The following is a 25,330-nucleotide window of genomic DNA, read 5'->3' as shown; positions in this document are numbered from 1 at the left end:
CTTGTTGCTCTCGAACAGCATTGCCGGGGGCGGAAGATTGCATGTCATCTGCCGCGAGACAAGGACCCAGGCAGCTCATCCTGTCAGCGGCGCTGACGCGAAAGCAGGCAAACCAGATGTCGCCCGCAAATGATCACAGGTGCAGCGGTCTATGGACCGTCTATCTCCGGTAGACGCGCGATCGATTGCCCGTATCAGGCGCAGGGATCGATAGTAACTCCGGGGAAACCTACGCCCGGCGCCATTGCAGCAAGGAGTAAGGCGGATCGGACTCCGGGTGATGCTCGAAGACCCCTTCGACATCTGCGCCCATTGCAACCGCCTGTTCGGGATCGCCGAGCAGATTGCCGACCATGCGAATGCCGCCGGCATGCGGCAATTCGACAAGCACCGCGATGTACGGTCCACGCCCCTTCAGCGCCGCATGCGACGGATGCCACACGCGCTCCCAGCTGAAGATCCGGCCGCGCGGCGCGACCTCGGTCCAGACCGGGTCGAAGGCGTGGCAGCGGTGGCAGAGCCATTCGGGTCCGAACTGCCACGTGGCGCAGCGGCCGCAGCGTTGCACCAACAGCTTGCCCTGACGCAATCCTTCCCAGTAAGGCGCAGAGAGGCCGTCAGGTTCTGCAACCGGGATCGGCAGGCCTGCCGGGAGATAGCGCGCGCTCGGCTTGCTCATAAGGTGGCCTCCGAACCCAAGATGAGGTTGCTCGCGGGAGAGACCATCGGACCTCCGATGACCATTGCGACGTCGCTGCGTCGAGCCTGGCTCGTCGAGGTGCCGCGCACCTGGCGAACCGCTTCCAGCACGAGCTCAAAACCGTGCATGTAGCATTCGGCGAGGTTGCCGCCGCTGGTGTTGAGCGGCAGCCGCCCCGACGGCGCGATCAGGTTCTCGAATGTCAGGAAGTCGTTGGCCTCCTCAGGCTTGAAGAACCCGTGCTCCGCCAGCGCCATCACGACACCGCCGGTGAAATTCTCGTACGCCTGGACCACGCCGACATCGGCCGGCCCTACTCCGGCCATGCGGTAAAGGTCGGGCGCGACGGTGTCGAAGCTCGCCGTGGCGTAGAGCGGCGCGTTGTGCGCCGTCGCCGCGGCGCGATGTCCGGATCCGAAGGCGGCACCGAGCAGATAGGCCGGTTTATTTCGGAATTCTGCGGCGCGCTCCGCCGATACCAGCAGCAATGCCGCCGCGCCGTCATTTTCCATGCAGCAATCGTAGAGATGGAACGGCTCCACGATCCAGCGCGAGGCATCGTATTTCTCGACGTCCAGCGGCCTGCCATGCATCACGGCGCGCGGGTTGGCCTGGGCGTGGTGATAGGAGGCGAGCGCGATCGCGCGCAACGCCTCTTGCGGTACGCCGTGCTCGTACATGTAGCGCTGCACCCGCATGGCAAAACGCTGCGGCGGCGCCAACACACCATAAGGCATCAGGTAGGACCGTTCGCCCGAAACCGTGTGGATGCCGCCCGCCTGTCCGAACCGGCCATATTGGCCCTGCGCCAATGAGCGGAACACCACGACACAATCGGCGAGGCCCGCGACGATCGAGGCCGCCGCGTTGGCAACCGCAGCACAGCAACCGCCGCCGCCTCCGCCCCATTGCATGGTCGCTGAACGCAATCGATGCGTACCCAGCGCCGCGGCCAGCCGCGAGGCCTCGCTGCGATCGTCGCTGTAGGACGAGAACCCGTCGATCTCGCGGGGATCGAGGCCAGCGTCCTCGCAAGCCGCCAGAATGGCTTTCAGCGCGAGCTTGAATTCCGGGTCGGGAGAAGCGCCGTGGCGACAATATTCGGTTTCACCGATCCCAATCACGGCCACACGCCCCCGCAGCGTCCGCTGGTCTCGCCCGCGCGCCGTCACGGTTTGGCATCCTGTCGCGAGGGCTGGCTGCCGAAGGCACCGCCTGCGGCAAGGCGCGCGATCTCCGCCTCATCGTAGCCGAGCAACTCACGCAGGACATTCTCGGTGTGCTGCCCGACGGCCGGTGCCGCGACGGGATCAACGATCGGCGTCCGCGAATAGCGGATCGGCAGGTTCACGTTCGGCACCCAACCCACCGTCTCGTGCGGGATCCGGGTGACGATCCCGCGCTCCCTTGCCTCCGGGGAGCGGATCGCTTCGCCGACGGTGCGTACCTGACCGCAGGGCACCCCGGCCGCCCGCATTCGCGATTGCCAGTGCGACCAGGGCTGCTGCGCAAAGGCGGCGCCAAGGATCGCGAACAGCTCCTCGCGCCGGCGGATTCGATCCGGGCCGGTTGCATAGATCTCGGCCGCCGCGAGGTCCTCGCGCTCGAGAACCTGCGCCATCAGGCGTTGGAAGATCTTGTCGTTGCCGCAGTTGATATAGAAGGCGCAATCGCTGGCCAGGAACACACCCGACGGACAGGTGTCCGGGCTGGTGTTGCCGCTTCGCTTCGGATCGGTGCCGCTGAAGAGCGACTGCATGGTCGCGTAGCCGGTCATCAGGACGGCATTCTCGAACAACGACACCTCGATGGCCTGGCCCTGCCCGCTCCGCTCGCGCGCGAACAACGCGCCAAGGATCGCATTGCTGGCCATCATCGCGGTGCTGATATCCATCACCGGTGACAACGCGCGCACGCCCTCCCGGTCGGCATAGCCGTTCATAGAGACAAAACCGCTCTCGACCTGCGCGATCGGATCGAAGCCGAGCCGGTCCGAAAATGCCCCGTCCCGGCCATAGGCCGACACCGAGCAATAGATGATCTCGGGCTTGACCTTGCGGCAGCTCTCATAGTCGAGCCCCAGCCGTGCCATCACGCTCGCCGAAAAATTCTCCACGAGGACGTCCGCCGTCGCGATCAGCTCGCGCGCGACCTTCAGGCCCTCCGGCGATTTGAGATCGAGGGCAACGCTGCGCTTGTTGCGGTTGGTCCAGAGGAACGGCGCGCCGTGCCTGAGATCGGGATGCACCGGGGGATAACGGCGCAAATCGTCACCGCGGCCCGGCGCTTCGATCTTGATTACCTCGGCGCCCATGTCGGCAAGGATCATGGTCGCAAACGGTCCCGCGATGAAATGCGAGAAATCGATCACCCGGACCCCCTCGAGCGCCCTTGGCGCATCGACAGGGCGCGGCGTGTGCTCGGGGAAGTCGGCTTCAAGCTGATCCAGCATCGGGAGGTCCGTCAGTTTGAGAAGTGTTGATCCGAGGGCCGCAGCCGTCGTCGTCAATTGCTCTTCGGCGGCTCGACGAGCGAGCATCCGCCCTGGTCGAGCGGCCGAAACGCCTCCGGCCCGGACAGCACGCCGACCTGCTCCAGCAGGTCCCACTCGCTCTTCGACGCATTCGGGCTCTTCACTTTGAAGATGTACATGTTGTGAATGGCGCGGCCGTCCGCGCGCACCACGACCGGCCCGAACAAGGCGTCGTCGATCGGCTTCTCCTTCAACTTCTGGATCACGGCCGGCGCGTCATTGGTTCCTGCCGCCAACGCCGCGTTGAGATAGGCCAGCACCGACGAGTAGACGCCGGCGTGGAACGCGGTCGGCGATTGCCCGCGCTGACGTGCGCTGAACCTGGCCGACCAGGCACGGCTGGCATCGTTGAGGTCCCAGTAGAACGGCTGGGTGATGATCAGTCCTTCGCCGACCGCAAGTCCGCTGGACTCGACATCGTTGGTGGTGGTCAACAGCGCCGCGAAGGTGCGTCCGCTCTGCTTCAGCCCGAACTCGGCGGACTGCTTGATCAGGCTGACCGTGTCGCCGCCGGCGGTTGCGAACGCGATCACGTCGGCGCCGGAGCTCTCGGCCTGCAGGATGAACGAGGCATAGTCCGCATTGTTGATCGGCACATTGACCGATCCGAGAACCGTGCCGCCGCCGGCGCCGATCACCGCCGTGCCGTCGCGCACCATCGACTTGCCGAGCGCATTGTCGGTCGCGATGAAGTACCATTTCTTGCCGCCGTGACGCACGAGATAGGCACCGATCGTGTGCGAGGCCGCCCAGGTGTCGAAGGTCCACTGGATCGTGTTGGGCGAGCAGTATTTCCCGGTCAGGTCGGAGGACGCCGCACTCGATGCAATCAGCGCCGCCTTGGTGCCGCGCACGACTTCGTTGACGGCGAGCCCGACGGCCGAGTTCGGCACGTCGGCGACCGCATCGACCTTCTCCTGATCGATCCAGCGGCGCGCGATTGCGGCGCCGACATCCGCCTTGTTCTGGTGATCGGCCGAGACGATCTCGACCTTGAAGTCCGGATGAAGCAGCATGAAATCCTCGGCAGCCATCCGGGCCGCCGTCACCGAACCTTCGCCGGCATTGTCCGAATAAGGGCCAGATGCGTCGTTGAGCACGCCGATCTTGAGGGAGCGCGCAGCGTCCGCCGACGCGGGCGAACTGGCGCAGGCGGCCAGCAGGACCACTCCGGCAATTTGCGAAAGATACTTCATTGTTCCCACCCGTCGTATGTTGTTGTCTTAGAGATCGAGCACGAGCGTGCGGGACTTGGCGCCCGAGCAGCAGATCATGACGCTCTTGTTCGCCGCCTGCTCTTCCTTGCTCAGAAACTGGTCGCGATGATCGGGCGTGCCCTCGAGTACGCGCGTCTCGCAGGTGCCGCAGACCCCTTCGCTGCAGGCGTAATTCGCGGTGATGCCGGCAGCCAGCAAGGCATCGAGAATCGTCTTGCCGGGCTCGACCGCAATCGTGCGATTGCTTCGCGCAAGCTTGACGTCGAAGCCGCCCTCCGTTGAGGGCGCTTCCCGCGCCTGGAAGTATTCGACATGCACGCGATCCGACGGCCGATCGGCCGTCGCCGCCTCGAATGCCGCGAGCATCGGCACCGGACCGCAGCAATAGAGATGCGCCCGCGCCGGCGCGGTTCCGACAATTGCCGGCAGGTCGAACAGACGCCCCGATCGCTCGTCGTCGAAATCGACATGTATCCTGGAACGAAAATCAGATCGGAATGGGCCGAGCTCGTCGAGGAATGCGGCGGCCGCGCGCGTCCTCGCGGCATAGAACAGCTCCCAGCGGCGTCCGAGCGCCTCCAGCCGCCGGATCATCGACAGCAATGGCGTGATGCCGATGCCGCCGGCAATCAGGACCGAATGCTCTGCCTCTTCGTGCAGCGCGAAATTGTTGTGCGGCCCGGAGATCGTCATGATGTCGCCGACCTTCACGGAGTCGTGGACGAAGCTGGAGCCACCGCGGCTCTCGGCATCCTTGTTGACAGCGATAACATACCGGTGTCGCTCGCGCTGATCGTTCACCAGCGAGTAGCTGCGGATCATGCCGTTCGGCAGATGCAGGTCGATATGGCTGCCGGCCGTGAACGGCGTCAGCTCTCCGCCCGTCCGTGCGATCAGCTCATAGGAATTGATCCGCTCGGCCTCGTAGCCGATGCGCTTGACCAGCACGTCCTGCGTCACCTCAGCCATGGCCGGATGCGCTCACAGCTCGTATCCGAAATCGGCGCCGAGCTTCGCCCGCATGAACGGCGCGCCGACATCGACCCAGGACTCCTCCGGCGGCAGCCGCAGCGACACCGCCCGCACCATGAACACGTCGGGGTCTGAGACGCCCTTGGGCTTGATCGCGTGATCGCGATAGGCGCCGAGCGCCTCCAGAATGAAGCGCCGCGTCATCGCGATGCCGGTATCGCTCGAGCAGAGCGTCTCCCTGGTGCGATCGAAGATCGGCGAGACGCCGCTCTGGCAGGCGCCGTCCTGCACCCACAGCCCCGGCAGGCCCGAGAACCAGGTGGTGCGCTGCGCCTCGTAGTCGAATTGAAAGCCGTTCTGCGGATTGTATTTGGTCCAGTAGCCGGCGTACGGCACCGTCACCGGGTGCTGGACCAGCGCGTGGCGGCTGGCATGGCCGCTCTCGCGGCCCTTGTGGCCTTCGGCGAAGACCTGCCGCGTCTTCTCCAGCAGCGGCTCCGACGGATGATAGGAGAACATGATGCAGAGCGTGTTCTCGTCATCGATCGGCACCCAGGCGTGCCCGCTCAGATCCGGAAACGGAGACAGCGGGGGCACCAGCGTATAGAACGGCAGCATGAACTGGTTGACGCGCCAGTACAGCGTGTTGGCGTCGTAATTGCGCCGCGCGGCGATGCTCATGCCGAAGTCTTGCTTGATGCATTCGAAGGTCGGCCGCAGGTCGCGCTTCTGGATCCAGGCGCTCGTCGTGCCCTGGGCGTCGAGCCGACCGTGCAGCAGCGGCGCGTGCGCCGAGTCGATCTCGCCTTCGACCGCCTGCAGCCAGTTGCACTCCTGGACGCGAACCGAGATGTGCACCTGCTCGGCCGGCACCAGATTCCATTCGAGGTTCGGCAGCGGCGGAAGTTCGGCCTGGTCGGGACCCATATAGGTCCAGATCATTCCGTTGCGCTCCTTGCAGGGATAGGCCTTGATCCGCACGCGCTCCTTGAGGCGGCTGCGCACCGGCTCGGCCGGCATGTCCGTCACCGCGCCGGTGACGTCGAATTTCCAGCCGTGATAGACGCAGCGCAGCCCGCAATCCTCGTTTCGTCCAAAGATCAGCGGCGCGCCGCGATGCGGGCAGGCCTGATCGACCAGCCCGACGCGTCCCTCGGTGTCGCGGAAGGCAACCAGATCCTCGCCGAGCAGCCGGATGCGCTTCGGCTGTCCGTCCTTGGCGAGGTCCGCCGACGGCAGGAAGGGAATCCAGTAAAGACGAAAGAGATCGCCGAGCGGCGTTCCCTTGCCGACCCTCACCAGGCGTTCATTGTCTTCGCGCGAGAGCATGGATTTGCCTCCTTCAATTGCGTGTGGCCGGGCCCGCCGCACCGCCGAGAAGCGCGGCGACGCGGCCAGACAGTCCGAGATCCTGAGCGGTCCAAAGCGGATCGGATGCGGTGAGCGGCTTGCGTGGAATGGGAGGCTGCTTGCCCTCCTCCACCAGGCCGACGATCAATTCGATGCGGCGCCGCTCGAGTTCACGCAATGCGTCCTCGACGACGGCGGCCTCCGCCGTGCATCCCGGCAGCTCCGGATAGGCAAGGCGAACCCGCCACTGCCCCGGCTCGGTTTCGACGGCCTCGGCCTCCAGCAAATAGGGGATCGACAGCAGCTCACGCAGGTCCAAGTTCAACCTCCCTGCACGATGTCTTCGCATCGAATTTGATACGTATACGTACTACATTGCCAGATGGCTGACAAGGGCCGAACGCAATTGCATCGGGCCGTGAACAGGCCGGGTGCGGTTCACCGCAGGGTTGAGGACGTCAGGCCAAGCTGCTAACGGCTAACGCGAATTCGAAAAATCGGAGTCCAACGACGGCATGGCAGCCGACAAGGGTACGAAAACGAGCACGGCCACAGATATTGCGCGCGACTGGCAGCTCGAAGGCGGCGTCGGATTTCTGCTGCGGCTGCTGGAAGCCCGTTACGACGGGCTCTATCAAAGCATGACCCGCCAGAGCGACATCACGCCGCGGCAATTCGGCGTGCTGATGGCACTGTACCAATTGGGTCCGCTCACCCCCTCGGTGTTGGCGGAGCGGATCAGCTGCGACCGCAACACGCTCAGCGAAATGCTGAAGCGGATGGTCGCGCGCCGGCTGGTCTCAAAGAAGAACAATCCGGACGACCGCCGCTCGCTCCAGGTGCAGATCACCGCCAAGGGAGAGGAAGCCCTTCTCGCCGTCATCCCCGCTGCCGCCGAGCTGCAAAACATCATGCTGGCTCCCTTGCGCAAGGAAGACCGCGCGCATTTCCTGAAATGCCTGCTCGCGATCGCGAAGGCTCCGCCGCCGGACGCTCCGTCCGACACCTGAGATTTTGGGCTTCCGGCTGCCTAGGCCGGCGCCCTGCCGAACGTGCCCGCGACCGCGAGCGCCGCGATTGCCTGCGGCGACAATCCCAGAATCCGTGACAGCACATCGTCCCGCTGCGCGCCGATCCCGGGAACGTGACTTCCGATCGAGATATCGGCGCCGGACATCTGCCACGGCGCATTGACGCCGACGAATTCGCCGGCACCATCCGAGACCGTCCCAAACACACCACGTTGACGCAGATGGGCATCGGTCAGCGCCGCGCCCGGCGTCCGGTACTCGGCGCAAGGCACGCCGGCGCGATCCAGTGCCGCGATGCATTCGGCGCCGGTGTGACGCTCGGTCCATTGCTCGATCACCTGCATCATGGCGGTCCAGTTGGCCCCGCGCGCCGGAATGGTCGCAAAGCGCGGATCGTTCGCCAGCTCGTCCTGCCCCGTGACCTCACATAGCGCCGCAAAATTGCGCGGCGTGACCGGAGCGATCAGGATATCGCCATCGCGCGTACGCACCGGCCCATAGGTCGGACGCGGCGAGCGGATCGGGAATTGGGCTTCCTGAAGCTCATAGACCAGCAGGTTGAGCATGCAGTCCATCAACGCCACATCGACGCGCTGCCCCTTGCCGGTGCGTTCGCGCTGTACCATCGCGGTCTGGATCGCGGAATAGCCGAAGATGCCGCCGAGGATGTCGGCGACGAAGATCGCTCCGGCCGCCGGACGCTCCCGGTCGCCGGCATAGCGCATCAGCGATGTATCAAATCCGCTTTCGGCGTGCACGATCATCGCGTAGGCCGCGCGCTCGGCAGCGGGGCCGGACTGGCCATAGCCCGAGATCGAGCAATAGATCAGGCGCGGGTTGATCTCGCGAAGCGCGTCATAGCCGAGGCCGAGCCGCTCCATCACGCCCGGACGGAAGTTCTCGACGAGAATGTCCGCCTCCGCGACCATGCGATGCACGAGCTTGATGGCATCGGCGTTCTTCAGGTCCAGCGCGAGGCTGCGCTTGCCGGCATTGAGCTGGCCGAAATAGGTGCTGTGGCCTTCGCGCAGCGGCGTCCGCAGCCGCATGTCGTCGCCTTCCGGCGGCTCGATCTTGATGACCTCGGCCCCGACGTCGGCGAGCAGCCGCGCGCAATAGGGCCCCGCCACCATGATGGAAAAATCCAGCACCCGCACCCCGGCGAGCGGCGCCCTGTCGCCATCCTTCTGCATCCGATCTCTCCTATCTCGGCAGCCCGAGCGCGCGTTGCGCGATCAGGCTGCGCTGAATCTCGTTGGTCCCGATGCTGATGACCCACATCAGCGAATGCCGCAGGTTCTGCTCGAAGCGGCCGTTGTCGATCGCGCCCGGCATCTGTTCGGACAGCGCGGCGCGCATCCCGAGAATGTCGAGCGCGGCCTCTCCGAAACGCTCCATCAGCTCTCCGGAGAACACCTTGCTGATCGCTCCATACTCCGGCGGAGTCATGCCGTCGGCTGCGAGCTCGGCACAATGCATCATCAAGAGACGGCCGATCTCGATCTCCGATGCCAGGGTCGCCATCCTGTCGCGGACGAGGGGGTCATCGGCCAGAAACGGATCGCCGATGACATGCAAACGCAGCTGCTCGAAGGCGTGTGCGACCTTCAGGACGATCCCGCCACCGACCAACCCTCGCTCGAAGGCCAGCGCGCCGGTCAGCACCTTCCAGCCGCCATTGACCTCGCCAACAAGGTTCTCGGCGGGGATCCGGACATTGTCGTAGAAGATGTTGGCAAAGGTGCCGTCATACATGGTGACAGATGGACGGATGGTGATGCCCGGCGCATCCATCGGCACGATGAACATGCTGATGCCGGCGTGCGGCGGCTTTGCATCCTTGTCGGTCCGCGCGGCGAGGAACATGTATTTGCCCCACCAGGTGGTGGTCCAGATCTTCTGGCCGTTGATCACCCAGTGCTCGCCGTCTCTCATCGCACTGGTGCGCAGCGCCGCAAGATCCGAGCCCGCCTGCGGCTCGCTGTAGCCCATGCCGTGCATGGCTTCGCCGCGCAGGATTTCCGGAAGGTATCTTTGCTGCTGCTCTGATGTGCCGAACATCATCAGCGCATTGGCCTGGATCGCCGCGCCGATCCTTGGTGCTTCGCCCCGCTCCATCGTCTCCATGAAGGCGATCTGCTCCAGCGGAGAGCGTGCCTGGCCGCCGAACTGCTCCGGCCATCCGAGCCCAATCCACCCGGTCTCGCCGATATCTCGGGCGAAGCTCGCATCGAACTCGCGCTTGGCGAAAGGCCTCTGGTCGAACGCCTGCTTGGTATCTCCGGTCCAGTTCTGTTCGAGCCAGCGCCGGACCTGCTCGCGAAGCGCATTTCCGGCGGACCCGAGGTCATATTGCGGCAGCCCGGCGCCGCCCGCATCCAGCAGTCGCTCGGCAAGTCTGCGCTTTGCATCCGAGGCGCCGCCGAGCGCGATCGTATCGAGGTGCACGCGCTTGAAATGGATCGGCGCCTCGTGCTCCTCGGCATAGCCGATCGCACCGAATGTATGCTGCGTCTCCAGCGAGACCTGCCGCAGCGCATTGCCGGAGAACGCCGATGCGCAATCGGCGAAGTAGCGCCAGTCGTCGTCGCCGCCATCATGCAGTCTGGCGGCATGCTCGAGGATCAGCCTGATGCCTTCGAGCGCGATCAGGCAGTTGACCAGCTTGTGCTGGATCGCCTGGAACTTGCCGATCGGTTGTCCGAACTGGTGCCGCTCCCTGGCGTAGTCCGCGGCCAGCTCAAACGCACGCCGCGCCGCGCCGTAAGCGCGCGCGGTCAACGCCGCTTTGCCCTTGATGCGGAGGTCGTCCAGATCGACCGTCCCGACGGGAATGCGCGTGAACGGCGCTGCGTTCAGCCTGACCTCGGAGAGTCCCCACGCCCCCATCGCGCGGGTCGCGACGCATTCGACACCGGGACCGTCAAGATCGACCAGCGCAAGATGGGCCTGATCGAGCACGACCAGAAGATGCGTGGCGCCACCGGCCGCCTCGACAAAGCGAAGCACGCCCGTTGCCTTGAGGTCCGTGACCTCAACCGAGCCCGCCCCCGGATCGCGATCCAGCGCCCCGAACGAGAAGGCGACGATCGCCTTCCCGGAATGCAGCCGCTCCAGCAGATCCACCACGACGTCGTCCTGCGATCCGGCGATCGCAAGATTGGCGAGCGCCGCAGACCACATCGGCGCCGGACACCCGGCCCGGCCGAGCTCCGCCATGACAACGAGGATCTCGGCGAGCCCGCCCTCGCCGCTCGTCGCGCCGAGCGCGGCAACACCCTGCCCGACCAGCCTGCGCCAGATCGTCGACACCTCGTCCGGCGTTGACGACGCCGTTGCGCCGCGCGGACGCCAATGCTCGTCGAGGAACCCGCGCAAGGAGTCGCGCAGCATCCCTGCGACATCGTCATTCGACGCTTCGATCGCGGCCATGGCCCGGCCCCGAGCTACGCCTGGCCGAACTTGGGCTTGCGCTTCTCCTTGAACGACATAGTCGCTTCCTTGTGGTCGGCGGTCTCGAACGTCACCTGCTCCAGCGCCATCGAGGCCTCGAGCAGCATGTTCACGCGCTCCTTGACGATCTGGTTGATCGACAGCTTGGTCCAGCGAATGGCCCAGGTCGGACCGTTGGCGAGCTCGACCGCAATCTCGTGGGCCTTGGCCAACACCTCCGCGCGCGGCGCGACATGGTTGACCAGCCCGATCCGCTCCGCCTCCTTGCCCTTCAGCAGCGTGCCGCGGATCAGGAATTCCTTGGCCTTGTTGATGCCGATCAGCAGCGGCCAAATCACCGTGCCGCCGTCGCCCGCGACCAGGCCGACGCGCGAGACGTGGGTGTCGCCGATCCGCGCATCTTCGGCCATCACGGTGATGTCGCAGAGCAGCGCATGGGTCGCCGCCAGGCCGATGGCGTCGCCATTGATCGCCGCAATGATCGGCTTGTCGAGCTCGAGCTGGCGGGTGACGCCGCGCCGGCTGATCATGGGATCGTGCACCTCGCCCTCCTCGAGCACGTCGCCGCCCGGCCGCTCGGACATCGCCTTCACGTCACCGCCGACGCTGAAGAAGTCGCCGGCGCCGGTCAGCACCACGGCATTGACGGCGTGATCGTCGGCGAGGTCGTCCCAGATCGTCCGCAGCTCGCGGATCAGCTTCTGGTTGATCGCATTGCGCGCCTCTGGGCGATACAAGGTCACGGTCGCGACCTTGTCCGCGACTTCGACCTTCAGGCATTCATACTTGGCGTAGTTGGACACGTTTGCCTCCATTGTTATTGCTGTTTGAGTATTGATCTATTCGCCGGCGCGGCGCGCTACCGGCGCAGCCCGGGCTGCACGTCGGCCAATGCGACATGAAGCGACATGGCTCCCGGATCCTGCTCCAGCATGCGCTGCACGGATTCGAGATGCGACCGCAGCAGCCGGCTCGCCAGCGCCACGTCTCGTTCGTTCAGCGCCGCCAGGAATTGCCGCCGCTTCTCGGCCAGCCGCGCCATCGCGACCCCGCTGGAAGCGACCTTGGCATAGACGAAGCGCATGTGGATCTCGGTGACCGAGTCCACGATCATCGCGATCACCTTGTTGCCGGTCGAGGCCGCGAGCAGCTTGTAGAACTCGCGCGAGCATTCGACCCGATCGAGCAGCCGGCCTTCCTTCGTCGCAAGCTCGGTCCGCTCGATATTGGCTTCCAGCGCATCGAGGTCGGCCCTTCGCGCATTTGCGCACGCCAGCTGCACCACGAGGTCGAGCACGTGGACCCGCGCCTCCGACAGTTCCCGCACCGATATCGTCCCGAGGCTCAGCATGTCGCGCATGACCTCGTTCATGCGCCGGGTGTCGCCCTGCTGGATGAAGGCCCCGCCCTTGACGCCCTTCTGCAGCCGCAGCACGCCAGCCATCTCCAGGCTGCGCAGCGCTTCCCGCAACACATTGCGGCTGACCCCGAGCTGCTGCGCGAGTTCGCGCTCGGCCGGCAGCTTGTCGCCGGGCTTCAGCACGCCGAGCGCCAGTTGTTCGCGAATGCGCTCGCATATCTCCTCGAACGTCCGGCGGGTATGGATCGGCTTGAACGTCGGCGTGGCCGCGGTGCCGGCCGCACGGAGATCGGTGACCCGCTCGCGCCGGTTCGGCGAGGCGGTGCGGGGGCGCTGCGGCGCGCGAGGGCTTGACTTGGTGCTCATGCGGTGAATTATTAAATGGATCACCCATTCAATGGAAGCCCCTTTTTTGGCTTCCGGCAAAGAAAACAGACGGGGAGTCCATATGAGTTTTTCCGAGGAGCAGGTCGCCTTCCGCGACAATTTGCGCAGGATGGTCGCCAGACACGTGGCGCCGATCGCCGCCGAAATCGACGAGACCGACCGCTTCCCGCTCGAGCTGGTCAAGCTGTTCGGCGAGATGGGGCTGATGCAGCTCTGGGTGCCGGAGCGCTATGGCGGCCCGAACGGCAACCTCACCATGGCCTGCATCGCGCGCGAGGAAATCTCGAAGGTCTCGCCTGCCTGCGCATCGATCGCGGCGCTCAACACCATGTTCATCATGCCGTTGCTGCATTTCGGCTCGGAAGAGCAACGCCAGAAATATCTGCCGATCATCGCCCAGGGCGGCGTGGTTACGGCGATCGCGATCTCGGAGCCGCAGGCCGGCTCCGACGTCGCCGCGCTCAACACCCGCGCCCGCAAGGACGGCGACAGCTATGTCCTGAACGGCCGCAAGCAGTGGTGCAGCTACGGCGTCGTCGCCGACTACATCGTGGTGATGGCGCGGACCAGTGACGGCGCCGGCGCCGACGGAATCAGCGCCTTCATCGTCGAGCCGAAGAAGATGCCGGGCATCACGTTCGGCCGCCACGAGCGCAAGATGGGCTTTCGCGGCGCCCCCAACACCCCGATCTTCTTCGACAATGTCCGGGTGCCGGCTGAAAACCTCGTCGGCGAGGAAGGCAAGGGCTTTCGCGCGTCGATGCGCGCGCTCGACCTCAACCGCCCGACCATCGGCGCACAGTCGGTTGGCCTCGCCCAGGGCGCGCTCGATGCGTGCATTGCCTACGCCAAGGAACGCAAGCAGTTCAAGCAGCCGATCGCCGAATTCCAGGGCGTGCAATTCATGCTCGCCGACATGGCGATGCAGATCGAGGCGGCCCGTGCGCTGGTCTACGAATGCGCCCGCGCCGGCGATGCCGGCGACTGGAAGCGGCTCAACGTGCTTGCCAGCATGGCCAAATGCGTCGGCAGCGACATGGCCATGAAGGTCACGACCGACGCGGTCCAGATCTTCGGCGGCTACGGCTACACCATGGACTACCCGGTCGAACGCATGATGCGCGACGCCAAGCTGACCCAGATCTTCGAAGGCACCAACCAGATCCAGCGCGTGGTGATCGCCCGCGAGCTGCTGCGCTAGCGCAGATCGATTGCAACAAGAAACGAATTACAGGGAGGAACGACCTTGAAGCACATCATCGACCGGGCGTTGGCGGCCGTCGCGCTGTCAGCCCTGCTGGCGGCGCCTGCCTACGCGCAGAAAGCCTATGGACCCGGCGCCAGCGACACCGAGATCAAGCTCGGCCAATCGACGCCGCTGAGCGGCCCCGCCTCCGCCTTCGGCGCCGGCGCCGGGCGCGCCGTGGTCGGCTATTTCGAGATGCTGAATTCGAAGGGCGGCATCAACGGCCGCAAGATCAACTTCACCCAGCTCGACAACGCCTACAGCGCGCCGAAGGCGGTCGAGCAATCCCGCAAGCTGATCGAAGGCGTCGGTATACTGGCCGAGGTGGGCACGATCGGCACCGCGCCCAACGTCGCGATCCAGAAATACCTCAACGGCAAGCAGGTGCCGCAGCTCTTCATCACCGCCGGAGGACGCCGCTTCAACGATCCCAAGACGTTCCCGTGGACGATCCCGCTCTATCCGGACTTCGAAACCGAAGGCCGCGTTGTCGCCAAATACATCCTGCGCACAAAGCCCGACGCCAGGATCGGCGTGCTCTACCAGAATGACGACTACGGCAAGGACTATCTCCAAGGCCTCCGCGCCGGTCTCGGTCCGAAGGCCGAGCTGATCGTCGCGCAGGCCTCCTATGAACTTGCCGACCCGACGATCGACTCGCAGATCGTCCAGCTGAAGGCCGCCGGCGTCGACACGCTGATCGAGCAGTCGTCGTCGAAGGCCGCCGCGCAATCGATCCGCAAGGTCTACGAGCTCGGCTGGAAGCCGCTGCACGTGATCGGCGGCTCCACGGCATCGGTCGAAACCATCCTGAAGCCCGCGGGCCTCGAGGCATCGAAGGGGCTGGTCACCACGCAATTCCTCAAGCAGCCGGGCGACCCGGCCTGGGCCAATGACGACGAGGTCAAGGCCTACAAGGATTTCCTGAAGACGTACGCAGCTTCGGCCAACCCAGACGACTATTCCGTGCTCGTTGCCTATATGAATGTGCACGCCGTGGAGCTGGCCTTGCGCAAATGCGGCGACGATCTGACCCGCGAAAACCTGATCAAGCAGGCGACGTCGCTCGGCGGCGAGCGACTGCCGATGATGCTCCCGGGCGTCTCGATCAGCACCCGGCCCGGCGACTACACGCCGTTCAGAACCCTGCGGATCGCGACGTTTGATGGCGAGAGCTGGTCGCTGACCGGCGAGCCGCTGTCGGCCGATTGAGCCGGGTCGGCGAGAACCGCCATCAGTGGCTTCTCGCCAACGTCATCTCACCCGCGCAAGCTCGGCAGATCGAGACCGTTGGCCTGGGCGCATTCGATCGCCGTTTCATAGCCGGCGTCGGCGTGGCGCATGACCCCCGTCGCCGGGTCGTTCCACAGCACGCGTTCGAGCCGGCGCGCCGCCTCCGGCGTGCCGTCCGCGACGATCACCATGCCGGCGTGCTGCGAATAGCCGATGCCGACGCCGCCGCCGTGGTGCAGCGACACCCAGGTGGCCCCGCTCGCGCAGTTCAGTAGCGCGTTGAGCAGCGGCCAATCGGACACCGCGTCCGAGCCGTCGCGCATCGCCTCGGTCTCGCGGTTCGGGCTTGCCACCGATCCGCTGTCGAGATGATCGCGGCCGATCACGATCGGCGCCTTGAGCTCGCCGCGCGCCACCATCTCGTTGAAGGCAAGGCCAAGCCGATGGCGGTCGCCGAGACCGACCCAGCAAATCCGCGCCGGCAGCCCCTGAAACTTGATGCGCGCCTTCGCCATGTCGAGCCAGTTGTGCAAATGGCCATCATTGGGCATCAGCTCCTTGACCTTGGCATCGGTCTTGAAGATGTCCTCGGGGTCGCCCGACAGCGCCGCCCAGCGGAATGGCCCCACGCCGCGGCAGAACAGCGGACGAATATAGGCCGGAACGAAACCCGGAAAGTCGAACGCCTGCTTCAGGCCCATGTCCTTGGCCATCTGGCGGATGTTGTTGCCGTAGTCGAGCGTCGGGATTCCCTGCGCGTGGAAATCCAGCATGGCCTGCACGTGATCGACCATCGAGGTCTTGGCCGCCGCCTCGACCGCCTTCGGGTCAGCCGCGCGCCGCGCTTCCCAATCGGCAAGCGTCCATCCCTTCGGCAGGTAACCGTTGATCGGATCGTGCGCGCTAGTCTGGTCGGTGACGATGTCCGGGCGCACGCCGCGGCGCACCAGTTCGGGAAAGATCTCGGCCGCATTGCCGAGCAGGCCGACCGACACCGGCTTATGGGTCTTGGCCGCGTCGGCGATGATCGCCAGTGCTTCATCGAGCGTCGTCGCCTGGCGGTCGAGGTACCCCGTGCGCAGCCGCATCTCGATGCGGCTCGGCTGGCACTCGACGGCGAGCATCGAGGCGCCGGCCATAGTCGCGGCCAGCGGCTGGGCGCCACCCATGCCGCCGAGGCCCGCCGTGAGGATCCATTTGCCGGCGAGGCTGCCGCCATAGTGCCGGCGGCCGACCTCGACGAACGTCTCATAGGTCCCCTGCACGATGCCCTGGCTGCCGATATAGATCCACGACCCCGCCGTCATCTGGCCGAACATCATCAGGCCCAGGCGGTCGAGCTCGTTGAAATGATCGAGCGTCGCCCAATGCGGCACCAGGTTCGAATTCGCGATCAGGACGCGCGGCGCATCCGCATGGGTGCGGAAGATGCCGACCGGTTTGCCGGATTGCACCAAGAGCGTCTGGTCGCCTTCGAGCTTGCGCAAGGAGGCGGCAATCCGATCAAAGCTCTCCCAGTCGCGCGCCGCACGGCCAATGCCGCCATAGACCACGAGCTCGCTCGGACGCTCGGCGACATCGGGATCCAGATTGTTCATCAGCATGCGCAGCGGCGCTTCCGTCAACCAACTCTTCGCGCTGATGTCGGTGCCTCGGGACGCGCGGATGATGCGTTCGTTATCCAATCGGCGGTTCATGACGGATGTCCCTATCGGCTAAGCAAGTTTTGGAAACGGATCGGACGAAAGGACCGCGATCGCAGCGGCCGGCAACGCGTCGGCTTCGATCAGCGACGCGGCCCGCGCGAGATCGCCAGCCATGTAGCGGTCCGCGGCGAGCGCCGGAACATGCTCGCGCAACGCGGCGATCACCGCAGCGAGTGGCGCGCTGGTCGCATGCGGCGCGCGCAGCGTGATGCCTTGCGCGGCGACCAGAAGCTCGATGCCGAGGATGGCCGCGAGGTTGTCGGCCATGTCGGACAGCCGGCGCGCGGCATGCGCGGCCATCGAGACGTGATCTTCCTGATTGGCGCTGGTCGGCGTGGAGTCGATCGAGCACGGCATCGCGCGCTGCTTGTTCTCGGCATAGAGCGCTGCCGCCGTCACCTCGGCGATCATGAACCCGGAATTGATGCCGGGCTCGGGTGTCAGGAACGGCGGCAAGCCGAAGTTCAAGGCGGGATCGACCAGGGTCGCGATCCGGCGCTCGCTGGTGGCGCCGATCTCCGACAGCGCCAGCGCGATCTGGTCGGCGGCGAAGGCCACCGGCTCAGCATGAAAATTGCCGCCGGAGACGATCTCGCCGGTATCGACCAGGACCAGCGGGTTATCCGTCACGGCATTGGCTTCAATGGTCAGCACGCGCGCGGCGTGCACGAGCAGGTCGAGCACGGCACCCGCGACCTGCGGCTGGCAGCGCAGGCAATACGGGTCCTGCACCCGCTCATCGCCCTCGAGATGCGATTGCCTGATGTCGCTGCCGTCGAGCAGTGCGGTCAAGGCAGCAGCTGCGGCGATCTGCCCCTCATGGCCGCGCAAAGCCTGGATTTCGGGACGAAACGGCACCGTGGAGGCCATCGCCGCATCGACCGACAGCGCACCAGTCACCAGTGCAGCACACGCCAGACGATGCGCGCGCAGCAGGCCGGAAATCGCATAGGCCGTCGAAAACTGCGTGCCGTTGATCAGCGCGAGCCCCTCCTTGGGACCGAGAGTCAACGGCGCGAGACCGGCAGCCGCAAGCGCTTCATGACCCGGCACGATCTTGCCCTCAAGGAATGCCTGCCCCTCCCCGATCATGACGGCGGTCATATGGGCGAGCGGCGCCAGGTCGCCGGAGGCGCCGACCGAGCCCTGCTGCGGCACCAGCGGTGAGACGCTGCGCGCCAGCATGCCCTGCAACTGCTCGATCACATCACGCCGCACGCCGGACGCACCGCGCCCGAGCGAGATCACCTTCAACGCCATCATCAGGCGCACGATCGGCTCGGGCGTGGCCGGCCCGACTCCGCAGCAATGCGACAGGATCAGGTTGCGCTGAAGCAGCGCGGTCTGGTCGGCCGCGATGCGCGTTGATGCCAACTTCCCGAAGCCGGTATTGATGCCGTACACGGGAACGTCGATATGCGCCGCTTTCGCCACGATTGCCGCAGCCGCCTCGACGCGCGGCCAGAACGACGGATCAAGCACGATGGGTACGCCGGCGAGCACGCGCGCGAGCACATCGAGGCCGACCGTTCCGGGCGTTACGACAATCGGCGCAGCCGGATCGCTCATTGCCCCCTCCACACCCGGCCGTGCAACGGATTGAAGCCGATGCGGTAGACCAGCTCGGCGGGGCGCTCGATGTCCCAGATCGCCAGATCGCACCATTTGCCGGCCTCTAATGTACCGGTCTCGGCGAGCGTGCCGAGCGCGCGCGCCCCCTCCCGCGTCACCCCGGCGAGGCACTCGGCGACCGTCATCCGGAACAACGTTGCGCCCATGTTCATCGTAAGCAGAAGCGAGGTCAGCGGCGAGCTGCCGGGATTGCAGTCCGTCGCCAGCGCCATGTTCACGCCGTGGCTGCGGAACAACTCAACCGGCGGCTTCTGCGTTTCGCGAATGAAATAGAACGCACCGGGCAGCAGCACCGCGACCGTGCCGGCCTTGGCCATCGCGGCGGCGCCGGCTTCATCGGTGTGCTCCAGATGATCGGCCGATAGCGCGGAGAATTTTGCCGCGAGCGCGGCACCGCCGAGATTCGACAACTGATCCGCATGCAGCTTCACGGGTAATCCGAGCGCATGCGCCGCCGCGAACACCCGAGCGGTCTGCTCGCCGGAAAATGCGATGCCCTCCATGAAGCTGTCGACGGCATCGGCAAGGCCGGCCTTGGTCACCGCCGGCAGCATCTCGTTGCAGACCAGATCGATGTAGCGGTCCTTGTCGCCATTGGCTTCGGGCGGCAATGCGTGAGCACCTAAAAAAGATGTGCGGATCGCAACCTGCCGCAAACGGCCGAGGCTGCGTGCCGCCGCAAGCTGCCGCATCTCGGTCTCGGCATTGAGGCCATAGCCGGACTTGATCTCGACGGTGGTTGCGCCCTCGCCGATCAGCGCGTCCAGCCGTGGCAGCGCGCCGGCGACGAGCTCGGCCTCGGTCGCGTTGCGTGTTGCGGCAACGGTCGAGACGATGCCACCACCCGCGCGCGCGATCTCCTCATAGCTTGCGCCCTTCAGGCGCAGCTCGAACTCGTGCGCGCGGTTGCCGCCATAGACGAGATGCGTGTGGCAATCGACCAGCCCGGGTGTGATCCAGCGGCCGCCGCAATCGATCCGCTCGACCGCGTCCGCATCCACAGGAAAGTCCGATTGCACGCCTGCATAGACAATGCGGCCGTCGCGCGCCGCGATCAGGCCCTGCTCGATCTCGCCGAGATCGGCGCCGCGCATCGTGGCGAGCCGGGCGTTGTGCCAGATGCGGTCGAAACGCTCTGCCATGCGATCGTCCCCCGAGGTGGGATGCTTGACTTATATGTCTAGACATATAATCGTGTCCGGGTTCTGTCCAGCCGGCATGGAAAAATGACACGACTGCATTTCGCATTCGCGCTGCTGCCCTCGGGCTGGGCCAATGACGTGCAAATCGTGGTCACCGACGGCGCGATCGCCTCGGTGACGGCAGGCGTGCCCCCCGCCGCCGGCGATGAACGTCACCAATTGGCCGTTCCGGGATTGGCGAGCCTGCACAGCCACGCGTTTCAGCGCGGCATGGCCGGCCTTGCCGAACTGCGCGGCGATACGACCGACACGTTCTGGACCTGGCGCGAGACGATGTATCGCTTTGCGCTGACGATGACGCCGGACGACGTCGCGGCCGTTGCGACCCTGCTCTATGTCGAGATGCTCGAGCGCGGCTTTACCCGGGTCGGCGAATTCCACTATCTCCATCATGATCGGGACGGCTCGCCTTACGCCAATCCGGCCGAGATGGCCGTGCGCATCGCGCAGGCGACTGAGGCGTCCGGCATCGGACTCACCCTGCTGCCGAGCTTTTATGCCCACGGCACGTTCGGCGGCGCAGCGCCGCATGCCGGGCAGCATCGCTTCATCTGCTCGGTCGATCAGTTCGCCACGCTGACGGCTGCCTCGCGCGAGGCAATCCGAAAACTGCCTGGCGCGAACATCGGCATCGCCCCGCACAGCCTGCGCGCAGTGGCGCCCGATGAGCTCGCGGCGATCATTCCGCTTGCCGGCACCGACCCGATCCACATCCACGCCGCCGAACAGGTGCGCGAGGTGGAGGACTGTATGGCCTGGTCGGGGCAGCGGCCGGTGCAATGGCTGCTCGAACATGCGCCCGTCGATCGTCGCTGGTGCCTGATTCACGCAACCCACATGACGGAAAGGGAAGTCGCTGCGCTCGCCGGCAGCGGCGCCGTTGCAGGCCTCTGCCCGGTGACCGAAGCAAGCCTCGGCGACGGCATCTTTTCGACCCGCGAATTCCTTGCCGCGGGCGGCCGGTTCGGCATCGGAACGGATTCCAATGTGCTGGTCGGGGTCGCCGACGAGCTTCGTCAACTCGAATACGGCCAGCGGCTGAAGCACCGCGAGCGCAATGTGCTCTCCGGACGCCCGGGTGCATCCACCGGCCGTACCCTGTTCGACCACGCGCTCGCGGGCGGCGCGCAAGCGCTGGCACAAACCAAAGCTGGGCTGGTTCCCGGCGCCCGCGCCGACATCGTCAGCCTCGATACCGCGCACCCATCCCTGGCGGGACGGTCGGGTGATGCCGTTCTCGACGGCTGGTTGTTTGCGTCCGGAAGCGATGCGATCGACTGCGTCTGGGCCGGCGGCGACAAGGTGGTCGCGGGCGGACGGCACCGGCTGCGCGACAAGGCGCGCGAGCGGTTCAATGCGAGCGTCCGGAGGCTTGCCGCATGAGCCTCGCCTCCGACCGGGCCCGCCCTGCCGCAGCCGTCAAGCCGACGCTCTACAAGCGGATCAGGCTCGATATCGAGACCCGCATCCTGACCGGCGAATGGCCGCCGGGCCACCGTATCCCCTACGAGCACCAATTGATGGCGCGCTATCGCTGCTCGCGCATGACGGTGAACAAGGCGTTGTCGGAGCTGGCGCAGGCCGACTTGATCGAGCGGCGCCGGCGGGCCGGCTCATTCGTACGCCGTCCGCAGCATCTGTCGGCGGTGCTCAAGATTGCCGACATGCGCGCCGAGATCACGGCGCTCGGCCGCAGCTACGGCTATCAGCTGATCGATTGCCGGCGGCGCACCGCGACCGCTGCCGATCGTGCCCGGCTCGGCATGAGCACGGCCGGTAAGGTGATCGCGATCGCCTGCCGACACAGCGCCGACAATGTGCCGTTTGCGGTTGAAGACAGGCTGATCGATCTCTCCACGGTTCCGGAGGCCGCGACGGCGGATTTTGCACGCGAACCCCCGGGATCATGGCTGCTGCATCACGTGCCGTGGACCGAGGCTGAACATACGATCAGCGCGGTTGTCGCGGACGATCGCACAGCGAAGGCGCTCGACATCGCGGTCGGCGCGCCCTGCCTCGTGATCGACCGCTATACCTGGCGCAGCGCGCGCACGGTGACGGCGGTGCGGCTGCACTATCCAGGCGACACGCACCGCTTGGTGGCTCGCTTCAAGGGAGGCTGAACGGCTTGCGCGGCATATTTCATGCAATGCATCATGGGCCACCATCCACCGACGTTTCCGTGCGGCTATCCGCCGCAACGTGAAGACATCGCTGACGTGAAGACATCAACAGGGTTCAATCCATCGTCCAAGAGGTCGACAATCATGCGTTCCTTCAAGCTATTGCCCGCAATCGCAGCTTTGCTCGCGTCCACCGCCGCGTTCGCGGATGACGTCAAGGTCGGCGTCGGCATCTCCGGATGGACCGGCTTCGCGCCGCTGACGCTCGCCAAGGAAGCCGGCATCTTCAAGAAGAACGGCCTCGACGTGACCTTGAAGAAGATCCCGCAGAAGGACCGCCATCTCGCGATCGCTTCGGGCGACATCCAGTGCGCGGCGACGACGGTCGAGACCTGGATCTCCTGGAACGCCAACGGCGTCGCGACCAAGCAGATCTTCCAGCTCGACAAGAGTTATGGCGCCGACGGTATGGCTGTGCGCAACGACGTCGCCGCGATCAAGGACCTCAAGGGCAAGACCGTCGCGGCATCGGCGCCGGGCACCTCGCCCTACTTCGCGCTGGCCTGGATGCTGAAGAAGAACGGCCTCACGGTGAAGGACGTCACCGTGGTCAATTTGGAGCCCGCCGCCGCGGCGCAGGCTTTCGTCTCCGGCCAGAACGACGCCGCGATGACCTACGAGCCTTATCTGTCGACCGTGCGCGCCGCGCCCGACAAGGGCAAGATCATCGCCACCACGCTCGACTATCCGATCGTGATGGACACGTTCGGCTGCACACCGAAATTCCTGACCGACAATCCGAAGGCAGCCCAGGCGCTGGCCGACAGCTATTTCGAGGCGATCGACATGATCGCCAAGGATCAGGCCAAGGCTTATGAGATCATGGGCGCGGACGTGAAGCAGTCCGGCGAGCAGTTCGGCAACTCGGCAAAGTACCTGCGCTGGCAGGACAAGGCCGCCAACCAGAAATTCTTCGCCGGCGACTTCCTCACCTTCAACAAGGATGCCGCCGAGCTGCTGCTCGAGGTCGGCATCATCAAGGCCGCGCCGAAGGTTGAAGACATCTACGACGCCAGCTTCGTCAAGTAACGCAGCCATCATTTCGGCCAGTCCCGCCTCGCGACAAGCCGGGCGGGACTGGCGCATGAGATACGCCTGGACAAATTTGATGCGTCCCCTTGAGCCCACAACATCGAAGCAGCGCGTGGTCTACGGCCTCGCCTTCTTCGTGCTGTTCGTCGCCCTCTGGTCCTGGGCGACGTTCGGCGGCCATGTATCCAAGACATTCCTCGCCAACCCGCTCACCATGGTGCAGGAAGGCTATGAGCTGCTCGCCAAGCAAGGCTTCCTGTTCGACATCGGAATGACGATCTGGCGCGTCATCGGCGGCTTTGCCCTTGCCGCCGTCATCGCGGTGCCGATCGGCGTGCTGATGGGGGCCTACAAGCCGGTCGAGGCCTTTCTCGAACCCTTCGTCTCCTTTGCGCGCTATCTGCCGGCATCCGCCTTCATCCCGTTGTTGATCCTGTGGGCCGGCATCGGCGAATTACAAAAGCTGCTCGTGATCTTCATCGGCGCGGTGTTCCAGATCATCCTGATGGTGGCCGTGACGGTCGGCGCCACACGGCGGGACCTGGTCGAGGCTGCGTATACGCTCGGCGCCCGCGACAGCGGCGTCATCCGCCGCGTGCTACTGCCCTCCGCGGCGCCCGAGATCGCCGAGATCCTGAGGCTGGTGCTCGGCTGGGCCTGGACTTACGTCATCGTGGCCGAGCTGATCGGCTCATCGTCCGGTATCGGGCACATGATCACCGACAGCCAGGCGCTGCTCAACACCGGGCAGATCATCTTCGGCATCATCGTCATCGGGCTGATCGGCCTGATCTCCGATTTCCTGTTCAAGGCGTTCAACGCCTGGCTGTTCCCATGGAAGCTCGCATGACCGCGCTCAGGATCGAACAGGTCTCGCGAATCTTCCCGGCCCGCGCGGGCAACGCGCCGACCCGCGCGCTCGAGCCGACCACGCTCGATGTCGGCGACAATGACTTCGTCACCATCCTCGGCCCCTCCGGCTGCGGAAAGTCCACCCTGCTCCGGATCATCGCCGGGCTCGACCGGCCGACCAGCGGGCACGTCACGCTCGACGGCCGCGAAGTCACCGGCCCCGGCGCCGATCGCGGCATGGTGTTTCAGTCCTACACCCTGTTTCCGTGGCTGACCGTGCGGGAGAACATCGCCTTCGGCCTGCGCGAGCGCGGCGTTCCGCAACAAGGGCGCCATGACATTGCCGACGCCTTCATCCGCCGGGTCGGGCTATCCGGCTTCGAGAATCACTGGCCCAAGCAGTTGTCGGGCGGCATGCAGCAACGCACTGCGATCGCCCGCGCGCTGGCCAATGATCCGAAGATCCTGCTGCTCGACGAGCCGTTCGGTGCGCTCGACAACCAGACCCGGGCATTGATGCAGGAGATGCTGCTCGGGATCTGGGAGCGCGACCAGAAGACGGTGCTGTTCGTCACCCACGATATCGAGGAGGCGATCTTCCTCGGCAGCCGCGTAATCGTGATGAGCGCGCGTCCCGGCCGCATCAAGGCCGAGATCGCGGTCGATCTGCCACATCCCCGCTCCTACAAGATCAAGACCACGCCCGAATTCGTCGCCCTGAAGGAGCGGCTGGTCGAGGAGATCCGCACCGAGGCCTTGAAGGTCGCCGAACAGGCCTGACGATCAGCGCCCCGTCAGTGGCTGATCATCCAGGGACGCGCGGTCGGAAAACCCTTGGCGCCGCTCCTCGTCTTGGTCATCAGCCGCGCCGGCTTCTTCTTCCCCGTCGTGGAGCAGCAGCCGCAGCCCGGGCCGTGCGCGGCCTTGTACTGATCGAGCGTCTTCGGCGCGTGCCGGCTCTGCTCGTTGGTGGCATGCGCCTTGCGCTTGTCCGACGGCATGCAAAAGAACGCCGGTGCGGTCAGGATCACGCGCGGCGACGTCGTCTCGCATTGCGGACAGTCCCGCGGCAGGTCGCATTCCGCCATCGGCCGCATGTCGGTGAACGGGCCGCAATCGTTGCAGAGATATTCGTAGATCGGCATTTCCTTAATCCTTGCGCAGTCGTGTGTGACATCCGGCGATGGATGCGGGGCGGCCAATACGCAGCCGTCCCGCACCCGTCGCGCAGGGATCACTTG

At 65.5% G+C, this 25,330-nt stretch carries 23 protein-coding genes; 8 read left to right on the top strand and 15 right to left on the bottom strand.

Features of this window, described 5'->3' with window-relative positions; genetic code table 11:
- Window positions 1-229: 229 nt before the first annotated feature.
- Genes JQ573_RS08640 through JQ573_RS08610 form a run of 7 tightly spaced genes read right to left on the bottom strand, consistent with a single transcriptional unit; the run spans window position 230 to window position 7,091 of the window.
- A complete protein-coding gene (locus tag JQ573_RS08640; RefSeq protein ID WP_212310856.1) occupies window positions 230-679 on the bottom strand; it encodes a Zn-ribbon domain-containing OB-fold protein in 450 nt (149 codons plus the stop codon).
- Window positions 676-1,824: a thiolase C-terminal domain-containing protein gene (locus JQ573_RS08635; protein WP_312011387.1), complete on the bottom strand. Its 1,149-nt coding sequence runs from the start codon at window positions 1,822-1,824 to the stop codon at window positions 676-678. Before JQ573_RS08635 ends, JQ573_RS08640 begins: the two co-directional genes overlap by 4 nt.
- A gap of 44 nt (window positions 1,825-1,868) precedes the next feature.
- Window positions 1,869-3,152, bottom strand: a complete 1,284-nt coding sequence (locus JQ573_RS08630) for a CaiB/BaiF CoA-transferase family protein (protein ID WP_212310858.1) — start codon at window positions 3,150-3,152, stop codon at window positions 1,869-1,871.
- 53 nt (window positions 3,153-3,205) lie between these two features.
- Window positions 3,206-4,429, bottom strand: coding sequence for an ABC transporter substrate-binding protein (locus tag JQ573_RS08625; RefSeq protein ID WP_212310859.1), 1,224 nt, complete (start codon window positions 4,427-4,429; stop codon window positions 3,206-3,208).
- Window positions 4,430-4,456: 27 nt separating this feature from the next.
- Complete coding sequence (locus tag JQ573_RS08620) at window positions 4,457-5,419, bottom strand: PDR/VanB family oxidoreductase (protein WP_212310860.1); 963 nt, start codon at window positions 5,417-5,419, stop codon at window positions 4,457-4,459.
- Window positions 5,420-5,431: 12 nt separating this feature from the next.
- Window positions 5,432-6,751, bottom strand: coding sequence for a Rieske 2Fe-2S domain-containing protein (locus JQ573_RS08615; protein ID WP_212310861.1), 1,320 nt, complete (start codon window positions 6,749-6,751; stop codon window positions 5,432-5,434).
- Between the two features lie 13 nt (window positions 6,752-6,764).
- The gene (locus JQ573_RS08610; protein ID WP_212310862.1) at window positions 6,765-7,091 is read right to left on the bottom strand and encodes a hypothetical protein; all 327 of its coding nucleotides are present in this window, start codon (window positions 7,089-7,091) and stop codon (window positions 6,765-6,767) included.
- A gap of 196 nt (window positions 7,092-7,287) precedes the next feature.
- On the opposite strand from JQ573_RS08610, the gene JQ573_RS08605 reads away from it, so the two are divergent.
- Complete coding sequence (locus JQ573_RS08605) at window positions 7,288-7,782, top strand: MarR family winged helix-turn-helix transcriptional regulator (RefSeq protein WP_212310863.1); 495 nt, start codon at window positions 7,288-7,290, stop codon at window positions 7,780-7,782.
- Window positions 7,783-7,802: 20 nt separating this feature from the next.
- Here the strand turns inward: JQ573_RS08605 and JQ573_RS08600 are convergent, their stop codons facing one another.
- From JQ573_RS08600 to JQ573_RS08585, 4 genes are read right to left on the bottom strand one after another with little or no spacing between them, the layout of a single operon-like run.
- A complete protein-coding gene (locus tag JQ573_RS08600; RefSeq protein WP_212310864.1) occupies window positions 7,803-8,996 on the bottom strand; it encodes a CaiB/BaiF CoA-transferase family protein in 1,194 nt (397 codons plus the stop codon).
- Between the two features lie 10 nt (window positions 8,997-9,006).
- Window positions 9,007-11,235 carry an acyl-CoA dehydrogenase gene (locus tag JQ573_RS08595; protein WP_212310865.1) on the bottom strand — a complete coding sequence of 743 codons (2,229 nt, stop codon included), beginning with the start codon at window positions 11,233-11,235 and terminating at the stop codon, window positions 9,007-9,009.
- Window positions 11,236-11,249: 14 nt separating this feature from the next.
- Window positions 11,250-12,059 carry an enoyl-CoA hydratase-related protein gene (locus JQ573_RS08590; RefSeq protein ID WP_312011385.1) on the bottom strand — a complete coding sequence of 270 codons (810 nt, stop codon included), beginning with the start codon at window positions 12,057-12,059 and terminating at the stop codon, window positions 11,250-11,252.
- 56 nt (window positions 12,060-12,115) lie between these two features.
- Window positions 12,116-12,982 carry a FadR/GntR family transcriptional regulator gene (locus tag JQ573_RS08585; protein ID WP_212310867.1) on the bottom strand — a complete coding sequence of 289 codons (867 nt, stop codon included), beginning with the start codon at window positions 12,980-12,982 and terminating at the stop codon, window positions 12,116-12,118.
- Window positions 12,983-13,064: 82 nt separating this feature from the next.
- Between JQ573_RS08585 and JQ573_RS08580 the strand changes: the two genes are divergently transcribed.
- Both JQ573_RS08580 and JQ573_RS08575 read left to right on the top strand, forming a co-directional pair.
- Window positions 13,065-14,204 carry an acyl-CoA dehydrogenase family protein gene (locus JQ573_RS08580; RefSeq protein WP_212310868.1) on the top strand — a complete coding sequence of 380 codons (1,140 nt, stop codon included), beginning with the start codon at window positions 13,065-13,067 and terminating at the stop codon, window positions 14,202-14,204.
- A gap of 54 nt (window positions 14,205-14,258) precedes the next feature.
- Entirely contained in the window at window positions 14,259-15,461 is a 1,203-nt protein-coding gene (locus JQ573_RS08575) for an ABC transporter substrate-binding protein (protein ID WP_312011401.1), read from the top strand.
- A 47-nt stretch (window positions 15,462-15,508) separates the two neighbouring features.
- Here JQ573_RS08575 and hutU read toward each other — a convergent pair whose 3' ends face one another.
- The 3 genes from hutU to hutI are packed head-to-tail and all read right to left on the bottom strand — an operon-like array spanning window position 15,509 to window position 19,962.
- Complete coding sequence (gene hutU, locus JQ573_RS08570; RefSeq protein WP_212310870.1) at window positions 15,509-17,179, bottom strand: urocanate hydratase; 1,671 nt, start codon at window positions 17,177-17,179, stop codon at window positions 15,509-15,511.
- An 18-nt stretch (window positions 17,180-17,197) separates the two neighbouring features.
- Window positions 17,198-18,757 (bottom strand): histidine ammonia-lyase, encoded by a 1,560-nt coding sequence (gene hutH / locus JQ573_RS08565; protein WP_212310871.1) that lies wholly within the window; start codon window positions 18,755-18,757, stop codon window positions 17,198-17,200.
- Window positions 18,754-19,962, bottom strand: coding sequence for an imidazolonepropionase (hutI, locus tag JQ573_RS08560; RefSeq protein ID WP_212310872.1), 1,209 nt, complete (start codon window positions 19,960-19,962; stop codon window positions 18,754-18,756). The genes hutH and hutI overlap by 4 nt, the downstream gene beginning before the upstream one ends.
- A gap of 84 nt (window positions 19,963-20,046) precedes the next feature.
- Here hutI and JQ573_RS08555 point away from each other — a divergent pair, with 84 nt between their 5' ends.
- The 5 genes from JQ573_RS08555 to JQ573_RS08535 all read left to right on the top strand — a co-directional run bounded on the left by JQ573_RS08555 (window position 20,047) and on the right by JQ573_RS08535 (window position 24,869).
- Window positions 20,047-21,405 (top strand): formimidoylglutamate deiminase, encoded by a 1,359-nt coding sequence (locus JQ573_RS08555; RefSeq protein ID WP_212310873.1) that lies wholly within the window; start codon window positions 20,047-20,049, stop codon window positions 21,403-21,405.
- Window positions 21,402-22,145 carry a histidine utilization repressor gene (hutC, locus tag JQ573_RS08550; RefSeq protein ID WP_212310874.1) on the top strand — a complete coding sequence of 248 codons (744 nt, stop codon included), beginning with the start codon at window positions 21,402-21,404 and terminating at the stop codon, window positions 22,143-22,145. The genes JQ573_RS08555 and hutC overlap by 4 nt, the downstream gene beginning before the upstream one ends.
- Window positions 22,146-22,289: 144 nt before the next feature.
- Window positions 22,290-23,234: an ABC transporter substrate-binding protein gene (locus JQ573_RS08545; protein ID WP_212310875.1), complete on the top strand. Its 945-nt coding sequence runs from the start codon at window positions 22,290-22,292 to the stop codon at window positions 23,232-23,234.
- Between the two features lie 79 nt (window positions 23,235-23,313).
- The gene (locus tag JQ573_RS08540) at window positions 23,314-24,087 is read left to right on the top strand and encodes an ABC transporter permease (protein WP_212310876.1); all 774 of its coding nucleotides are present in this window, start codon (window positions 23,314-23,316) and stop codon (window positions 24,085-24,087) included.
- On the top strand, window positions 24,084-24,869 hold the full coding sequence (locus JQ573_RS08535; RefSeq protein WP_212310877.1) for an ABC transporter ATP-binding protein: 786 nt from the start codon (window positions 24,084-24,086) through the stop codon (window positions 24,867-24,869). The genes JQ573_RS08540 and JQ573_RS08535 overlap by 4 nt, the downstream gene beginning before the upstream one ends.
- A 14-nt stretch (window positions 24,870-24,883) precedes the next feature.
- On the opposite strand, the gene JQ573_RS08530 is transcribed toward JQ573_RS08535, so the two are convergent.
- Window positions 24,884-25,234: a zinc ribbon domain-containing protein gene (locus JQ573_RS08530; RefSeq protein ID WP_212310878.1), complete on the bottom strand. Its 351-nt coding sequence runs from the start codon at window positions 25,232-25,234 to the stop codon at window positions 24,884-24,886.
- Window positions 25,235-25,330: the final 96 nt, after the last annotated feature.

Origin of the sequence: Bradyrhizobium sp. AUGA SZCCT0105 (genome assembly GCF_018129565.1) — a bacterium.
In the GTDB taxonomy this organism is placed as follows: Bacteria; Pseudomonadota; Alphaproteobacteria; order Rhizobiales; family Xanthobacteraceae; genus Bradyrhizobium.
This window is presented reverse-complemented; position numbering and strand designations above follow the sequence as displayed.

What these genes read in the sequence shown, in the direction of transcription:
- hutH (WP_212310871.1), bottom strand. Translation starts at nt 18,757, where the DNA reads ATGAGCGATCCGGCTGCGCCGATTGTCGTAACGCCCGGAACGGTCGGC.
- JQ573_RS08595 (WP_212310865.1), bottom strand. Translation starts at nt 11,235, where the DNA reads ATGGCCGCGATCGAAGCGTCGAATGACGATGTCGCAGGGATGCTGCGC.
- JQ573_RS08530 (WP_212310878.1), bottom strand. Translation starts at nt 25,234, where the DNA reads ATGCCGATCTACGAATATCTCTGCAACGATTGCGGCCCGTTCACCGAC.
- JQ573_RS08620 (WP_212310860.1), bottom strand. Translation starts at nt 5,419, where the DNA reads ATGGCTGAGGTGACGCAGGACGTGCTGGTCAAGCGCATCGGCTACGAG.
- JQ573_RS08555 (WP_212310873.1), top strand. Translation starts at nt 20,047, where the DNA reads ATGACACGACTGCATTTCGCATTCGCGCTGCTGCCCTCGGGCTGGGCC.
- JQ573_RS08580 (WP_212310868.1), top strand. Translation starts at nt 13,065, where the DNA reads ATGAGTTTTTCCGAGGAGCAGGTCGCCTTCCGCGACAATTTGCGCAGG.
- JQ573_RS08605 (WP_212310863.1), top strand. Translation starts at nt 7,288, where the DNA reads ATGGCAGCCGACAAGGGTACGAAAACGAGCACGGCCACAGATATTGCG.
- JQ573_RS08540 (WP_212310876.1), top strand. Translation starts at nt 23,314, where the DNA reads ATGCGTCCCCTTGAGCCCACAACATCGAAGCAGCGCGTGGTCTACGGC.
- JQ573_RS08600 (WP_212310864.1), bottom strand. Translation starts at nt 8,996, where the DNA reads ATGCAGAAGGATGGCGACAGGGCGCCGCTCGCCGGGGTGCGGGTGCTG.
- hutC (WP_212310874.1), top strand. Translation starts at nt 21,402, where the DNA reads ATGAGCCTCGCCTCCGACCGGGCCCGCCCTGCCGCAGCCGTCAAGCCG.
- JQ573_RS08585 (WP_212310867.1), bottom strand. Translation starts at nt 12,982, where the DNA reads ATGAGCACCAAGTCAAGCCCTCGCGCGCCGCAGCGCCCCCGCACCGCC.
- JQ573_RS08625 (WP_212310859.1), bottom strand. Translation starts at nt 4,429, where the DNA reads ATGAAGTATCTTTCGCAAATTGCCGGAGTGGTCCTGCTGGCCGCCTGC.
- JQ573_RS08545 (WP_212310875.1), top strand. Translation starts at nt 22,290, where the DNA reads ATGCGTTCCTTCAAGCTATTGCCCGCAATCGCAGCTTTGCTCGCGTCC.
- JQ573_RS08640 (WP_212310856.1), bottom strand. Translation starts at nt 679, where the DNA reads ATGAGCAAGCCGAGCGCGCGCTATCTCCCGGCAGGCCTGCCGATCCCG.
- JQ573_RS08630 (WP_212310858.1), bottom strand. Translation starts at nt 3,152, where the DNA reads ATGCTGGATCAGCTTGAAGCCGACTTCCCCGAGCACACGCCGCGCCCT.
- hutU (WP_212310870.1), bottom strand. Translation starts at nt 17,179, where the DNA reads ATGAACCGCCGATTGGATAACGAACGCATCATCCGCGCGTCCCGAGGC.
- JQ573_RS08535 (WP_212310877.1), top strand. Translation starts at nt 24,084, where the DNA reads ATGACCGCGCTCAGGATCGAACAGGTCTCGCGAATCTTCCCGGCCCGC.
- JQ573_RS08615 (WP_212310861.1), bottom strand. Translation starts at nt 6,751, where the DNA reads ATGCTCTCGCGCGAAGACAATGAACGCCTGGTGAGGGTCGGCAAGGGA.
- hutI (WP_212310872.1), bottom strand. Translation starts at nt 19,962, where the DNA reads ATGGCAGAGCGTTTCGACCGCATCTGGCACAACGCCCGGCTCGCCACG.